The following is a 15,482-nucleotide window of genomic DNA, read 5'->3' as shown; positions in this document are numbered from 1 at the left end:
TGAAGTCAGGGCTCGGTGTGTTGAGCCAGTGCACTGTCCAGACGAATCTGTCGACGATCACCCATGCGTCGAGTCAAGCCGATACGGTCGAAGTATTCCAGAATCTGAATGCTGCGCTTGCGCCCCAAACCGATTGCATCGCGAAACGCCGCCACTTGAATCACCGGGTCGACGGCCGCCAGTTGCACAAGCATAGCCGCCAATCGGCGGATCATGCTGTCGGTGTAAAACAGGTCACGTACCACTTGATGCAGCAGACCCAGGCGCGCCATTTTGCGCAGCAGCGTGCGCACTTTCGATTCGTCATGCCCCAGGTTGCGCACCCATGGCGGGTCGAAACCGGCCTGTTCGAACAACGGCTGCAACTGTAGCCACAAGGCTTCGTCCGCTTCACTCAAGCGCACCTGATGCTTGGGCAGGTGCAGCCATGGCCCGCTACTGACGATGACGCCGCTGGCCAACAACTCGTCGAGCAGACTGATGAAGGTCGGGCGGTCCAGCGCCGTACCGGTAAAACGCCGGAAGCGGTCGCGGTCCGGGCCCATCTGGTCCGGTTCCGTTTGATGGAAGCGAGCGAGGTGCGCGAGGAGTGGCGCTTTTAAAGCTTCCCAACGCGTGGCGCTATACAGCAACGGGCCTTGGCGGGTTTCGATAAGACGAATGTCGCCGGGCAATACCCAGGTGCTGCGCAGTCGATTGAACTGACGCTCCACGCGCTGCGGGTCCAGTCCGGTGTCGCTCAAGGCCAACAACACAGGCAAGGTATCTTCGGGTTTTTCGCTGTTCGCCAAGGCCTGTAGTTGTTCCAGGCGTTCGGGGCTGCGCCGCTGCCGAGTGGGCGCAAACGGATCGAGCACCCGGCCGCCGCCGAGGGTGCGCTGAGCACTTTGGTCGCGCAGGATCAGCCGATCACCCTTCACGCTGTGTACAGGTGAATTGAGTAAGAGCTGCGCAAACATCCTCTCTCCGGGTGCCAGGCTGGAACCTTCAAGCAGAGCCACTCGCCCGGTCACGTCCTGCGTGCCGAGGTGAACATGAACCGGTTGAAAGTGCTCGAAAGCCCGCGTTTCGCCCGCGAGTAACTGCAGGTCGATATCCAGGCGCTGGGTTGGCGCGTAGAGCCACTCTGCAAGCAACCAGTGACCGCGATGAATCTGCTCCAGCGCCAGGCGTTCGGCGCTCAGGTTCAAGGCCACGCGTTGACCGGCAAACGCGGTGACCGCAGCCTGGTTCTGTGCATGCAATCCGCGAATGCGCACCGGCCTGCCTTGCGGTCCCAGTATCAGCGTATCGCCCACCGCCACCTGCCCGGACAACGCCGTACCCGTGACCACGATACCGGCGCCAGCAATGCTGAATGCCCGATCAATCGCCAAGCGAAAACCGCCTTCGGTGCCGCGCTGTTGCACTTCTCGTTGGGCTTGTAACAGCTGTTGGCGCAAGGTTTCGATGCCTTCGCCGGTGATGCTCGACAACGCAATCAGCGGCGCTTGGGCATAGGGCCCCGGCGCTAGTAGTGTGCGAACCTGCTCTCGGACGACCTTCATTCTGTCGCCATCGACCCGGTCGCATTTACTGATCGCAACGATTGCTCTGGGAATGCCCAGCAGTTCGACAATCGCCAGGTGTTCGCGGGTCTGTGGCATCACCCCGTCATCGGCGGCCACCACCAGCAACACCAGATCAATACCCTGGGCGCCAGCCAACATGTTGTGGGTGAAGCGTTCATGACCGGGTACATCAATGAAACCGGTCAGGCCCGCGCCCGGCTCCAGCGCCGCGTAGAGGTAACCCAGGTCGATGGTCATGCCGCGTTCGCGTTCCTCCCGGCGGCGGTCGCCAGCCTGGCCAGTGAGCGCCTGAAGCAAAGCGGTCTTGCCATGGTCAATGTGCCCTGCGGTGCCGACAATCACCCTGCCCGACCCTCTAGGTGCAGCTGGTCGAGCTGTGCCAGCCACGCTGGTTCGTCATCCAGTTGCCGCAGGTCCAGCCACAGGGCGTCATCGTCAATACGCCCAAGCACGGCAATCGGCAGACCTCGAAAAGCCTCCTCAAGACTCAACAAGGTGCGCCCTCGTAAACGTTTTGAGGTGAGTGGGCGCAGACACAGCGCAGCACTGGGCAGTCGTGCCACCGGTTGGCTGCCGCTGCCGATCATGCCTTGAGCCGGTAAAGCACTGACCGCCCAAGCGTCACCCAATACCTGGGCGAGCGCCGGTCGCAGGCGTTCAGCCTGGGCAAGAATTTCTTTTTGCGGACGGGTCAGCAGGCGCAGGCTCGGCAACCGCTCGGCCAAACGGTCCGGGTTGCGGTACAGGTTCAATACAGCTTCAAGGGCGGCAAGGGTCAGTTTGTCGACGCGCAGCGCGCGTTTGAGCGGGTTTTTCTTGATCTTGGCGATCAGCGCTTTGCTTCCGACAATCAACCCGGCCTGCGGCCCTCCGAGCAGTTTATCGCCGCTGAAGGTGACAATGTCCGCGCCATCGAGCAGTGCCTGACGCACCGTCGGCTCGGCAGGCAAACCCCAACGGGTCAGGTCCAACAGGCTGCCGCTGCCGAGATCTTCGAGCAGTGGCAACCCATGTTGATGGGCCAGTTGTGCCAGTTCAGCAGTCGGCACGCTCGTGGTGAACCCCTGAATGCTGTAGTTGCTGGCGTGCACACGCATGATCAAGCCGCTGCGCGGGCCGATGGCCGCTTCATAGTCGCGGGCATGGGTGCGGTTGGTGGTGCCGACTTCGTGCAGCTTTACCCCGGCACGGGCCATGATGTCGGGGATGCGAAACGCCCCGCCGATTTCGATCAGCTCGCCCCGGGAGATGATGCCTTCCTTGCGCGCCCCCAGGCTGTTGAGGGTCAGCAGCACGGCGGCGGCATTGTTGTTGACCACGGTCACGGCTTCGGCGCCGGTGAGCTCGCGGATCAGGCCTTCGATCAAATCGTCGCGGTCGCCGCGCTTGCCGCTTTGCAGGTCGAATTCCAGGTTGAGCGGATAGCGGGCAGCCATTTGCACCGCATCTATCGCTTCCTCGGGCAACAACGCTCGTCCGAGGTTGGTGTGCAGGACGGTGCCGGTGAGATTGAACACCCGCCTGACATGGCTGCGATGTTGGCCGGCCAGTCGCTCGCCGACTCTGCCCGCCAGCACCTCGGGCGTGACTTCAGCCGGTGCGAGCACGCGCTGCTGAACATCTTCGCGTAGCTCGTCGAGCAATTGACGCAGGGCCGCGAGCAACGCGTCGCGCCCATAACGCTCGGCCAACGGCTGGCACGCCGCGTGACGCAACAGACTGTCAATGGAAGGCAAACGCAGGGGATGGCTGGCACCGCTGGCGGACATCTGACACTCCTGAAATCGAAAGACCGACGCGCCAGAGTGTAGACCCTGTGATCATTCGTCTCCCGGTGCCAGCAACAGATTGGGTGCCAGGCGCTGATAGCCGTCCTGGGCCAGGCGCATGTCGAGTATCAGGCTGGACAGATCCGCTGACAGCGCTTCGGCATGGGCGTCGTTTTCCAGGTACAGCAATTTCAGATACGTGTTGCAGCTGGGGCACATCTCGGCGCGCAACGGCGCTTGATTGGCGGCGTGGCGATCGTCCTCAAGGCTGAGGTAGTCCAGGCCCTTGCTCTGTTCGCAGTACACGCATTTGACCCGCACCACATGCCATTCGCAGGCACACAAGGAACAGACCAGATAGCGCAAACCGTTGTGTTTGCCCCGATTGCGGATCACCCCGGCCATGGCCGGTGAACCGCAGGCCGGGCATTGGCTGAGGCTGTCGCCGGGCTTGAGTTGCAGGTTGGGCGTGCTCAACAGCCAGTGGCTCCAGGCGGTTTGCAGGGCCGCACCGAGAAACGGCACCAACACTGCCGGTACTAGCGAATACTGGCCGCTGACCGGGTGCGGGCCGCCCGGGCGCGTCGCTGACCGGGGCTCGCTTGGTCCAACGCTGCCAGGGCGTCGGCCACAGCGGGTTGCATCGGTGCCGGGTAGTTTTCCAACAGTGCATCGAGATACGGCTGCCAGTCCTCCTCGCGGACCAGACTGTCGGCCGCGAATGGGGGCAAGCCGTGCTGCTGGCACACCTCGATGCGTTGTTGATCCAGCGGTTCACTCGGCGGCGGGTTGTCCAGCACGTGCTGTTGCACCCGGCACACCCCGGCGATGAGGCGCAGATAATCGGCCAGTGGATGCCCCTCGGCCAGGTGTTCGAGGCGCTGGGCGCGCAGATCAAAAAGTGTGTGCGGCGGCAGGTGCAGAAACGGCGGCGAACTGGCCGCCGCTTCAATTTGTCCGGGTTCGAGGATGGTTGGCAACGGTCAGCCCTTTTTCGTGATCGGTGGTTTCGGTGCCTCGTCACGGGTCACCTCGCGGTACCAGAGTTCATGGTGCTTCTTCGCCCAATGGCGGCTGACCCAGCCGTGCAGCATGGCGTGGACCGAATCCTTTGATCTAGCGACCCGGCGAGATATGCACGATGATGCTCAGGGATCAGCACAAACCCCGCCAACGCATGCAGCAACATGGCCCAGCGAATCGCGGTGATGCCGAAGTACTCGCTGAAATAGGCGCGCCAGATCACCAGACCGCTGAACAACAACACCAGCATGCACAGCAGTAAAGTCCAGAACAGCAGCTTCTGCCCGGCGTTGTACTTGCCCACCGGTGGCACGTCCTCCTCGTCGTTGGCCATCACCCGGTCTATGCGCCTGAGCCACAGGCGATCATTGGCAATGAAGAAGTTGGCGCGCCAGAAGCTGAACACCAGACCGAGGAAAAACACGAACATCAGCACGCCCATGAACGGGTGCAGAATGCGCGTCCAGGGCCCGCCACCGAACAGATTGCTCAGCCAGAACAGCGCCGGATGAAACAACGCCAGCCCGGACAACCCGGCCATGAAAAACAGAATCGCCACCAGCCAGTGATTGGTGCGCTGGTTGCTGGTGTAGCGCAGGATGGTCTTGTTACTCATGGCCTGCCCTCCCCGCGTGGATCAAAGGTGTGTACCGCCGGATCGACCTCATGCACCGAAGTGTCCAGTGGACTGGGGTGCTCATCTTCTTCGACCCGGTTCGGTCCGATGCGCACGTAGTGGAAGAACCCGGCCAGCACCGCAGCGCCCATGGCCAGCAGCGCCAGGGGTTTGCTGATGCCTTTCCACAATCCCACCAAGGGGCTGATCGCCGGATGATCAGGCAGCCCGGCATAAATCCGTGGCGTGTCGGCGTGGTGCAACACATACATAACGTGGGTACCACCGACGCCTTCGGGGTCGTACAAGCCAGCATTTTCAAAGCCGCGACTCTTGAGGTCGACGATGCGCTCGGCAGCGTGTTCCTTCATGTCGTCTTTGGTGCCGAATACGATGGCGCCGGTCGGACAGGTTTTCACACAAGCAGGCTCCAGCCCCACTGCCACGCGGTCCGAACACAACGTGCATTTGTAAGCCTTGTGATCTTTTTGCGAAATGCGCGGAATGTTGAACGGGCAACCGGTGATGCAGTAACCGCAACCGATGCAATGATCCTGATCGAAATCGACGATGCCGTTGGCGTGCTTGATGATCGCCCCCGGGCTGGGGCACGCCGCCAGGCATCCGGGTTCGGCACAATGCATGCAGCCGTCCTTGCGGATCAGCCACTCCAGGTTGCCGGCGTCGGTTTCGTGCTCGGTGAAGCGCATCAACGTCCAGGTTTCCGAGGTGAGGTCTTGCGGATTGTCGTAGGTGCCATGGTTATGGCCGACCTCGTCGCGCAACTCGTTCCATTCCGAGCAGGCGACCTGACAGGCCTTGCAGCCGATGCATTTGGTGGTGTCGATCAGCTTGGCGACTTCGGCCACGCCGCGCACCGAGGGCGCGGGTGTGGTGGTGGCCGAGCGGGCGATGATGTCTTGGCTGGCCATTTAGACTTTCTCCACGTTAACCAGGAATGACTTGGATTCCGGGGTCTGTGTGTTGCCATCGCCGAGGAACGGCACCAGGGTGTTGGTCAGGTAGCCGTGTCGCGTGAGGCCGGTAAAGCCCCAGTGCAACGGGATACCGATCTGGTGCACCACCTGATTGTTGACCTGCAGCGGACGAATCCGCTTGGTCACCACCGCCACCGCTTCAATGAAGCCACGCTTGCTGCTGACCCGCACCCGGTCACCGGCGACGATGCCTTTTTCCTTGGCCAGCACCTCGCCAATTTCAACGAATTGCTCCGGTTGGCTAATCGCGTTGAGCTTGCAGTGCTTGCTCCAGAAGTGGAAATGCTCGGTCAGCCGGTAACTGGTGGCGGCGTATGGGTAATCCTTGGCCACGCCGAGGGTCTCCCATACCGAATCGAAGATTCGCGCTGCCGGGTTGCTGGTGGCTTTCTTGTTTTGCGGATGCAGCGGGTTGATGCCGATTGGTGTTTCGAACGGCTCGTAATGCTCGGGGAACGGGCCTTCGTTCATCTTGTCGACGGCGAAGAACCTCGCCACGCCTTCGGGGTTCATGATGAACGGATTCATCCCCGCTTCCGGCGCCACGTCAGCCTTGTAGTCCGGCACATCGGTACCGCCCCAGGCCTTGCCGTTCCACCACACCAGGCGTTTTTTCGAATCCCACGGCTTGCCGGACAGGTCCGCCGAAGCGCGGTTGTAGAGAATCCGTCGATTAGCCGGCCAGGCCCATGCCCAGCCTTGATGCTGATGCATGCCGAACGGATCGTTGTTGTCACGGCGCGCCATCTGGTTGCCCATCTCGGTCCAGCTGCCGCAAAAAATCCAGCACCCGGATGCCGTGCTGCCGTCGTCCTTGAGTTGACCAAACCCGGCCAGTTGCGCGTTGCCCTTGATGGCGGCGCCAGTGACGTCGGTGAAATCCGTCGTGGCATAGCCGTTGATTTCCTTGGCCAGTTCTTCAGGCGAAGGCTCGTGAGCAATCTTGTACGGCCACGACAGTTTCAGCATCGGATCGGGGTATTTGCCGCCCTCTTTCTCGTAGCGCTGGCGCAGACGCAGGAACAACTCACTCATGATCCGAATGTCAGTGCGCGCTTCGCCAGGGCCATCGGCACCCTTCCAGTGCCATTGCAACCAGCGACTGCTGTTGACCAGCGAACCGTCCTCTTCGGCAAAACAGGTGGTGGGCAGGCGAATGACTTCGGTCTGGATCTCGGCACTGTTGACGTCGTTGTACGGACCGACCTTTTGCCAGAACTCCGAGGTTTCAGTGGCCAGCGGATCCATCACCACCAGCCATTTGAGCTTGGCCAGCGCCACCATCACCCGGTTCTTGTCGGGCAGCGCGGCGATGGGGTTGAAGCCCTGGCACATGTAGCCGTTGACCTTGCCCTGGCCCATCAGGTCGAACACCTTGAGGATGTCGTAGTTGGGAATGTCCAGCTTCGGCAAATAATCGTAGGCCCAGTTGTTCTCCACCGTGGCATTGGCGCCGTACCAGGCTTTCATCAGGCTGACATGGAATTTTCCGTAGTTCTGCCAGTAGGACAGCTGCCCCGGCCGCAACGGTTTTTGCGTACGCTTGACGATGTAGGCGTTGTAATCCTGCTCGGTATCGGTAGGCAGCGTCAGGTAGCCGGGCAGTGAGTTCGACAGCAAGCCCAGGTCGGTCAGGCCCTGGATATTGGAGTGCCCGCGCAAGGCATTCACACCTCCGCCCGGCATGCCGACGTTGCCCAACAACAGTTGCACCATCGCCGCGCTGCGAATGATCTGCGCGCCAATCGAGTGCTGGGTCCAGCCCAGGGCATAGAGGATCGTCATGGTCTTGCCCGGTTGCGAGCACGTGGCGATCTCTTCCCAGATTTTCTGCATCGCATCGACCGGCATGCCACAGATCTGGCTCGCCAACTGGATGTTGTAGCGGCTGTAATGCTGCTTCATCAGTTGATAGACGCAGTGCGGGTCTTGCAGGGTCGGGTCGACCTTGGCAAAGCCGTCCTCGCCCAACTCATAGCCCCACCCGGACTTGTCGGTGTACGTGCGCTTGGCGGCGTCATAGCCGCTGAAGATCCCGTCCTCGAAGCCATACCCGGCTTTGACGATGAACGACACATCGGTGTAGTTGCGCACGTACTCGTGCTGGATCTTGTCCTCGGTCAGCAGGTAATTGATCAGCCCGCCCATGAAGGCGATGTCGGTGCCGGTGCGGATCGGCGCGTAATAGTCGGCCACCGAAGCGGTCCGGGTAAAACGCGGATCGACCACGATCAGCCGCGCATTGTTGTGCGCCTTGGCTTCGGTCACCCATTTGAAGCCGCACGGATGCGCTTCTGCTGCGTTGCCGCCCATCACCAGAACCAGATTCGCGTTAGCGATATCGGTCCAGTGGTTGGTCATGGCACCACGGCCGTACGTCGGGGCAAGACTTGCCACCGTCGGGCCGTGTCAGACACGCGCCTGGTTATCAAACCCCAGAATGCCGAGACTGCGAATGACTTTGTGGGTGACGTAGCCCGCTTCGTTGGATGCCGCCGAGGCCGCGAGGAAACCGGTGGTGAGCCAGCGGTTCACCGTTTGGCCCTGGGCGTTTTTCTCGATGAAGTTGGCGTCGCGATCGGCCTTCATCAGGTCGGCGACGCGATCCAGTGCTTCATCCCAGGAAATGCGCGTCCATTCGGTGCTGCCGGGCTTGCGTACTTGCGGGTATTGCAGACGACCGGGGCTGTGAATGAAATCCAGCAGGCCTGCGCCTTTGGGACAAAGGGTGCCGCGGTTGACCGGGTGGTCGGCGTCACCTTCAATGTGAATGATATTTTGCGCGACATTCTTCGCATCATCGCCCTGGCTGTACATGATCAAACCGCAACCGACCGAGCAATACGGGCAGGTGTTGCGGGTTTCATGGGTGTGGGCGAGCTTGAAATGACGCACCTGTTCGGCAAAGGCTGCCGTCGGGGCCATGCCCAACGCGCCCAGGCTAGAGCCTGCAAGGCCGATACCGGCGACCTTGAAGAACTGACGACGGCTGAGATCCATCGTGCACTCCTGATCAGGTGGAACCCGGTACATGGCCGGGTCTTTTTGAACAACCACGGTTGCGGCAGTCTGTCTGCCGACACTTGAACTTTAGCCAATGCTGTCGAATTCACCATGACAACCGACCGTCGGACAAAATCAGCTTGCTGCGAAGATCCTTGTTGGAGCGAGCCTGCTCGCGATGGTGTCTCAGTTGACACCACCGTATCTGACCCACCTTCGCGAGCAGGCTCGCTCCTACAGTAGGTTGGCGCTTATCATTGGCGCATGTTCAACCCCGCTTACGAGACCGCGCATGACTTTCGATTTTGATCAGGTGTTCGACCGCCACAACACCGGCAGCACCAAATGGAGCCGCTACCCGGCCGATGTGCTGCCAATGTGGGTCGCCGACATGGATTTCGCCGCGCCGTCGGTGATTGTCCAGGCTCTGCAAAAACGCCTGGAGCACCCGATGGTCGGCTACAGCGTGGCTCAGGACGATCTGCGCGAAGCAATCGTCGCCGATCTCTGGAACAAGTACGCCTGGCGCGTCGAACCGCAAGAGCTGATCTTCCTGCCGGGGGTCGAGTCGGGTTTCAACATGGCGCTCAAGGCGCTGGTACAGGCACAACAGAATGTCGTCGTGCAGGTTCCAAACTATCCGCCACTGCGCCACGCGCCAGGTCATTGGGGGCTGAACAAGGTCGAGCTGAGTTTCGATTCGCAGCCGGACGGCACCTATGCCACACCGTTGGCGACGTTGAGCGAATCCTTGCAGGGCGGCGGCGCGCTGCTGCTGAGCAACCCGCACAACCCGTTGGGCAAAGCCTTTCCCCGGGAAGAACTGCAAGCCATCGCCGATATCTGTCTGGAGCACGATGCCTGGATCATCTCTGACGAGATTCACGCCGAACTGTGCTTCGACGGCCGCACACACATTCCGATGGCCACGCTAAGCCCGCAAATCGCCCAGCGCACCATTACGCTGATGTCCGCGAGCAAGGCCTACAACATCGCCGGTCTGAAAACCTCGTTCATGATCATCCAGGACCGCCACGTGCGCGAACGCGTCAACCACGCCCGTTGCGGCATGGTCGACAGCGTCAACCCGTTGGGCATGGAAGCCACTCGAGTGGCTTACAGTGAGGCGGCTCCGTGGTTGGCCGAGTTGAAGAACTACCTGCAAGGCAACCGCGATTATCTGGTTGACGCCGTGGCCACCCGTTTGCCGGGCATCACCATGAACGTGCCGCAAAGCACCTACCTCGCCTGGCTGGATTGCTCGGCGCTGGGGCTCGACGACCCTCAGCAGTTCTTCCTGGAACAGGCCAGGGTCGGCTTGAGCGCCGGGCTGGACTTTGGCGATGACTGCAAGCAGTTCGTGCGCCTGAACTTCGGCTGCCCGCGTTCGCTGCTGGAGGAAGGTATTGCGCGGCTGGAACGTAGTTTGCGTGACCTCAAGGGCTGATTTCTTTGCAGGAGCTGGCTTGCCAGCGAAGGCGTCCAGCCTGACACACCGCGTCGCCCGGTTCGCCAGCAAGCCGGCTCCTACAGATCGAGTTTTACCCACAATCCTGCACACCGCGCTTCCTACAGGGTTCAGAACATTTTCGGATTGTCAGAATCCAACCGAACTCCGGACAAAACGCCAGGGTCAACCCTTTGACTCCTCAGCCTTGAATCCGGAGATTGATGATGAACGACTATCCCAAACCGCCCTTCCCCAGGCAGCAGCAGCCGGTTCCCGGTGACCAGCAGAAAATGGACCCCTATCCCGACTGTGGCGAGCAAAGCTACAAGGGTTCCGGTCGGCTGGAGGGCAAGATTGCCTTGATCACCGGCGCTGACAGCGGTATCGGCCGCGCCGTGGCGATTGCCTTCGCCCGGGAGGGTGCCGATGTGACCATCGCTTACCTCAATGAACACGAGGACGCGAAGGAAACCGCGCGCTGGGTCGAACAAGCAGGCCGTCAATGTTTATTGATATCCGGGGATCTAGCGCAAAAGGAGCATTGCCAGGCCTTGGTCGAAAAAACCGTCGAACGTTTCGGTCGCATTGACGTGCTGGTCAACAACGCCGCGTTCCAGATGACCCACGAAAACCTCGAAGACATTCCCGACGAAGAATGGGTGATGACCTTCGACGTCAATATCACCGCCATTTTTCGAATCTGCCAGGCCGCGCTGAAGTATATGAAGCCCGGCAGTTCGATCATCAACACCAGCTCCGTCAACTCCGATATGCCCAATCCGACATTGCTGGCCTACGCCACAACGAAGGGCGCGATCGCTAATTTCACCGCCGGTCTTGGGCAAATGCTCGGACCAAATAACATTCGCGTCAACAGCGTGGCTCCAGGGCCGATCTGGACACCGTTGATCGTCTCGACCATGTCTGAAGAAACCATACAAAACTTCGGTGCCAACACATCGCTGGGGCGCCCGGGCCAGCCTGTGGAAGTCGCCCCGATCTACGTGCTGCTAGCCTCCGATGAAGCCAGTTACATCACCGGACAGCGCTACGGTGTTACCGGGGGAAAACCGATGCTGTAACACCGCCGAAAAATTTGAACCGGTGATGGCTTCCAGTGCTCAACACCGTATAGGTCCTGATACCTGGAGGTCGTCATGTCCGCACCCCTTGTCAAACTGTTCACTCAACCGAACTTCGCCTGGACGGATATTCGCAAGGAAGAGGAAGCGCACCCGCGTCATTACCTGGCACATTTGCTGATCCTGGCGCTGATCCCTGCCGTGTGTCTGTATATAGGCACGACTTACGTCGGCTGGAGCCTGGCCGAAAACGAAACGGTACGGCTCAGCCCCCGTAGCGCCTTGCACCTGTGCGTCATGTTGTACCTGAGCATTCTGGTGGGCATCGCGGTAATGGGTCTGTTCATCCGCTGGATGTCTCGCACCTTCGAGGCGCGGCCGACGATCAATCAATGCATTGGCTTTGCCGCCTACACCGCCACGCCATTTTTCCTTGCCGGAATTGCGGGTCTGTACCCCAGTCGATGGCTGGCAATTGCAGTACTTGCCGCGGCATCGGCGTATTCGACGTTCCTGTTGTTTATCGGCTTGCCGACCTTCATGCACGAGCGCAAGGAGCAAGGTTTGCTCAATTCGGCGTGTGTCTGGGGCGTTGGTTTGTTGGTCCTGGTGACGATATTGGTGACGATGATCCTGATGTGGTTCAACGTGCTCACCCCTGAGTACTTGCGCGCTACCGTCGGATAATGGGCTTCACGGCCTGGGTGGCGGTGCTGGGTGCGGTGTTGCTCACCCTTGCGCTCACATCGTCCTACCTGCGCTGGATGCCGGTGACCACCTCGGCAGTGTGTCTGGTACTGGGCGTGGTCATCGGACCGGCCGGGCTGCAATTGCTCACGCTCGATATCAAGGATGCGGCTTTCTGGATGGAGCATCTGTCCGAGGTCGCGGTACTTTTTTCACTGTTTGTCTGCGGTTTGAAACTGCGGCTGAACCTTCGCGACCGCCGATGGAGGGTTGCATTCACGCTGGCCGGGCCAGTGATGGTGCTGACCATTGCCGGGGTCAGCGTGTTGCTGCATTTCACTTTTGAATTGCCGTGGGGGCCGTCGTTGTTGATCGGGGCAATACTGGCGCCTACCGACCCGGTGCTGGCGTCACTGGTGCAGGTCAACGACGCCAAGGATTATGATCCGGTTCGATTCGGATTGACGGGTGAGGCAGGCCTCAACGACGGCATTGCATTTCCCTTTGTCATCCTTGGTTTGCTGTTTATGCAATCCAGCGGCAGCCCGCAGGCATGGCTTGATGACTGGGCATTGAAACGGCTGTTATGGGCAGTACCCGCAGGCTTGCTGACGGGCTACTGGATGGGGCGCGGGATCGGCCGTCTGACCCTGTTCATGCGCATCAAAAATGCTGACAGCACGTTCTCACCCAATGATTACCTGGCCCTCGCCCTGATTGCTTTGGCCTATGTCGTGGCCGAAACGATCCAGGGCTATGGATTTCTTTCGGTGTTTGCCGCTGGCCTGGGGTTGCGTCAGGCCGAGGTCAGTTCGTCGGGTGACGCCCACACTCCGGCTGAGCATCTGGTTCAACCCGTCGTCGGTCATCAGAATGTCGAGCCTGAAGCCGCTGTGCACGGTGATGTGGAAAACCTCGAAGACAGTCAGGTCGCAGCCGGGATCATGATGGGCGACATGTTGTCGTTTGGCGGCTTGGTGGAGCGATCCATGGAAGTGTTTCTGGTCACGTTGCTGGGCGTGGTGCTGATTGCACACTGGGATTGGCGGGCACTGGTGATCGCGCTGGTGTTGTTTGTCGTGATTCGCCCGCTGGTTGTGCTGCTCATGCCGTGGGGCCGGTTGATCAATGGCCCGCAGCGCCTGCTGATTGGCTGGTTTGGTATCCGTGGCATCGGTAGCTTTTATTACCTGTTCTATGCCTTGAATCATGACCTGCCGCCTTCGGTCGCCACGTTATGTGCCGACATCACGCTCTCGGTCGTAGCGCTGAGCATTTTGGTGCATGGCATCAGCACCCAGCCGATGCTTGCTCGCTACGAGCTGCACAATCGCCCTGTCATTTCATCGCCTGGGCAATGATCTCCACCAGATTGAGTTGCGTGAACGGTTTTGAAAGCCGAGGCAGATCGGCCGCAAACCCCTCAAGGCGTTCGGCGTAACCGGTCGCGAGGATGATTGGCAACGCTGGTTTCATCAGACGGATGGCGTGGGCCAATTGCTCACCACTCATCTGCGGCATGGCCATGTCGGTGATGACCAGATCGATATCGGTTTCGCTGGCGAACACTTCGAGCGCCCTGGCACCGGAAAGGGCGCTGATGACCCGGTGTCCCAGGTCTTCCAGCAACAGGCTGGTGCTGGTCAACACCAGGCTGTCATCGTCCACCACCAGCACGCACAGGCGTGGCACCGTGACGGCAGCTTCCAGTGCCGCGGGTTTGGCGACTGACTCACTGGTAGCGACCGGCAACCAGAGTTCAGCGGTCGTCCCCAGGTCTTTCTGGCTCTTGAGGATGAAACGCCCACCCAGTTGCTCTATGTAACCGTGGACCATTGACAGTCCGAGCCCTGTGCCTTTGCCGACACCTTTTGTGGTGAAGAACGGGTCCATCGCAGAAGCCAGCGTCTCCTCGTCCATGCCCTCCCCGGTATCGGCAACACTCAGACAAACATAACGTCCCACCGACAGCGAAGACACACGGCTGTCTGCAGCGTCTTCCGTTCGGGCACTGATCAGGATTTTCCCGCCGTGGGGCATCGCATCCCGGGCATTGGTCACCAGATTGAGAACGGCCAGTTCCAGCTGATTGACGTCAGCGAGCACTTGCTCAAGATCCCGTGGAAAGCGGGTTTCAACTGTCACAGATGGCCCAAGGGAGCTGCGCAACAGGCCGGAAATGCCTTCGATCAACGCTGGCAGCTTTACCGGTTCGGATTTGAGTTCCTGACGTCTGGCGAAGGCCAGCATTCGCTGGGTCAGGGACACACCTCGCAAGGCACCCTGGGTCGCATTGTCGATCAATCGGATGATTTTCGAATCGTCCGTGACCCGTTTGCGCACGATTTCCAGGTTGCCGAGGATGACCGTCAGCAAGTTGTTGAAATCGTGTGCAATCCCGCCACTGAGTTGGCCGATGGCTTGCATTTTCTGCGACTGGAACAACGCTTCGCGCGTTTTCTCCAATGCTTGTTGAGCTTGCGTGACTTCGGTGATGTCCCGGGTAATCTTGGCAAACCCGAGCAAGGTCCCGGTTTCGCCCCAGATCGGGTCCACGACCACATGGGCGAGGAACCGAGTACCGTCTTTACGCACACGCCAGCCTTTGTTTTCAAATCGACCTTCGCGAACGGCGACCTCCAGGGTGCGTTGCGGCTCACCGGCCTCGCGATCTTCGGGGGTGTAGAACATCGAAAAGTGCTGGCCGATGACTTCCTCGGGGAAATAGCCCTTGATGCGCTGCGCCCCCGGGTTCCAGTTGGTCAGGCGTCCATCCGGGGCAAGCATGTAGATCGCATAGTCCGTCACGCTTTGCACCAGCAGGCGAAACTGTTGCTCACTTTGCTTGAGCACTTCTTCGGCCATTTTCCGGTCGGTCAGATCCCGGGTGATCTTGGCGAAGCCCAGTAACGTGCCCGACGAGTCGCGTATCGGGTCAATCACCACATGGCACCAGAAATGCGTGCCGTCCTTGCGCACCCGCCAGCCTTCCCCCTCGAATCGACCTTCGCCAAGCGCGGTGTCCAGCGCCCGTTGAGGCAACCCGGCACGGCGGTCGTCTTCGGTATAGAAACGCGAGAAATGCTGTCCCAGAATCTCGGCTTCCTCATAACCCTTGAATCGCCTGGCGCCCGCGTTCCAGCTGGTGATGATGCCGTCCGGATCAATCATGTAGATCGCGTAGTCAATCACTGCATCGATCAGCAGCTTGAAACGGCTGTCGTCGATGGCGGCTGCCTTGGATCGATCTTCACTCATTGATTGCGTCGCCTGGATGTTTGTG

General features: G+C 60.1%; 9 protein-coding genes and 2 pseudogenes. 4 read left to right on the top strand and 7 right to left on the bottom strand.

The annotated features are described in order from the left end of the window. Positions 1-5 precede the first annotated feature (5 nt). The 6 genes and pseudogenes from selB to fdnG form a co-directional block, all read right to left on the bottom strand. A complete protein-coding gene (selB, locus tag QMK58_RS14925; RefSeq protein WP_320394900.1) occupies positions 6-1,913 on the bottom strand; it encodes a selenocysteine-specific translation elongation factor in 1,908 nt (635 codons plus the stop codon). Further along, positions 1,910-3,340: an L-seryl-tRNA(Sec) selenium transferase gene (gene selA / locus QMK58_RS14920; protein WP_320394899.1), complete on the bottom strand. Its 1,431-nt coding sequence runs from the start codon at positions 3,338-3,340 to the stop codon at positions 1,910-1,912. The genes selB and selA overlap by 4 nt, the downstream gene beginning before the upstream one ends. Positions 3,341-3,391: 51 nt before the next feature. Next, a pseudogene (gene fdhE / locus QMK58_RS14915) lies at positions 3,392-4,320 on the bottom strand (formate dehydrogenase accessory protein FdhE). Positions 4,321-4,323: 3 nt separating this feature from the next. Further along, positions 4,324-4,979 (bottom strand): annotated as a pseudogene (locus tag QMK58_RS14910) (formate dehydrogenase subunit gamma). After that, positions 4,976-5,911 carry a formate dehydrogenase subunit beta gene (gene fdxH, locus QMK58_RS14905; RefSeq protein ID WP_053160181.1) on the bottom strand — a complete coding sequence of 312 codons (936 nt, stop codon included), beginning with the start codon at positions 5,909-5,911 and terminating at the stop codon, positions 4,976-4,978. The pseudogene QMK58_RS14910 and the gene fdxH overlap by 4 nt, the downstream one beginning before the upstream one ends. Continuing rightward, positions 5,912-8,977: a formate dehydrogenase-N subunit alpha gene (gene fdnG, locus QMK58_RS14900; protein ID WP_320394898.1), complete on the bottom strand. Its 3,066-nt coding sequence runs from the start codon at positions 8,975-8,977 to the stop codon at positions 5,912-5,914. It lies immediately after the preceding gene. A gap of 295 nt (positions 8,978-9,272) precedes the next feature. Here fdnG and QMK58_RS14895 point away from each other — a divergent pair, with 295 nt between their 5' ends. The 4 genes from QMK58_RS14895 to QMK58_RS14880 all read left to right on the top strand — a co-directional run bounded on the left by QMK58_RS14895 (position 9,273) and on the right by QMK58_RS14880 (position 13,560). Further along, positions 9,273-10,427 carry a PatB family C-S lyase gene (locus QMK58_RS14895; RefSeq protein WP_320394897.1) on the top strand — a complete coding sequence of 385 codons (1,155 nt, stop codon included), beginning with the start codon at positions 9,273-9,275 and terminating at the stop codon, positions 10,425-10,427. Between the two features lie 227 nt (positions 10,428-10,654). Further along, positions 10,655-11,512 (top strand): SDR family oxidoreductase, encoded by an 858-nt coding sequence (locus tag QMK58_RS14890; protein ID WP_320394896.1) that lies wholly within the window; start codon positions 10,655-10,657, stop codon positions 11,510-11,512. Between the two features lie 75 nt (positions 11,513-11,587). Then, the gene (locus tag QMK58_RS14885) at positions 11,588-12,199 is read left to right on the top strand and encodes a Yip1 family protein (RefSeq protein ID WP_053160171.1); all 612 of its coding nucleotides are present in this window, start codon (positions 11,588-11,590) and stop codon (positions 12,197-12,199) included. Further along, positions 12,199-13,560: a cation:proton antiporter gene (locus QMK58_RS14880; protein ID WP_053160169.1), complete on the top strand. Its 1,362-nt coding sequence runs from the start codon at positions 12,199-12,201 to the stop codon at positions 13,558-13,560. The genes QMK58_RS14885 and QMK58_RS14880 overlap by 1 nt, the downstream gene beginning before the upstream one ends. On the opposite strand, the gene QMK58_RS14875 is transcribed toward QMK58_RS14880, so the two are convergent. Further along, entirely contained in the window at positions 13,538-15,457 is a 1,920-nt protein-coding gene (locus tag QMK58_RS14875) for a PAS domain-containing sensor histidine kinase (RefSeq protein WP_053160166.1), read from the bottom strand. The genes QMK58_RS14880 and QMK58_RS14875 overlap by 23 nt on opposite strands. Between the last annotated feature and the right edge of the window lie 25 nt (positions 15,458-15,482).

It is taken from the genome of Pseudomonas sp. P8_241, from assembly GCF_034008315.1.
Lineage (GTDB): Bacteria > Pseudomonadota > Gammaproteobacteria > Pseudomonadales > Pseudomonadaceae > Aquipseudomonas.
Note: the sequence above shows the minus strand (reverse complement) of the source record. Positions and strands in the feature narration are given on the sequence as shown.

Excerpts from the sequence above, each read along its gene's own strand:
- selA (WP_320394899.1), bottom strand. The coding sequence starts at position 3,340 with ATGTCCGCCAGCGGTGCCAGCCATCCCCTGCGTTTGCCTTCCATTGAC.
- fdxH (WP_053160181.1), bottom strand. The coding sequence starts at position 5,911 with ATGGCCAGCCAAGACATCATCGCCCGCTCGGCCACCACCACACCCGCG.
- QMK58_RS14895 (WP_320394897.1), top strand. The coding sequence starts at position 9,273 with ATGACTTTCGATTTTGATCAGGTGTTCGACCGCCACAACACCGGCAGC.
- QMK58_RS14890 (WP_320394896.1), top strand. The coding sequence starts at position 10,655 with ATGAACGACTATCCCAAACCGCCCTTCCCCAGGCAGCAGCAGCCGGTT.
- QMK58_RS14885 (WP_053160171.1), top strand. The coding sequence starts at position 11,588 with ATGTCCGCACCCCTTGTCAAACTGTTCACTCAACCGAACTTCGCCTGG.
- QMK58_RS14880 (WP_053160169.1), top strand. The coding sequence starts at position 12,199 with ATGGGCTTCACGGCCTGGGTGGCGGTGCTGGGTGCGGTGTTGCTCACC.
- QMK58_RS14875 (WP_053160166.1), bottom strand. The coding sequence starts at position 15,457 with ATGAGTGAAGATCGATCCAAGGCAGCCGCCATCGACGACAGCCGTTTC.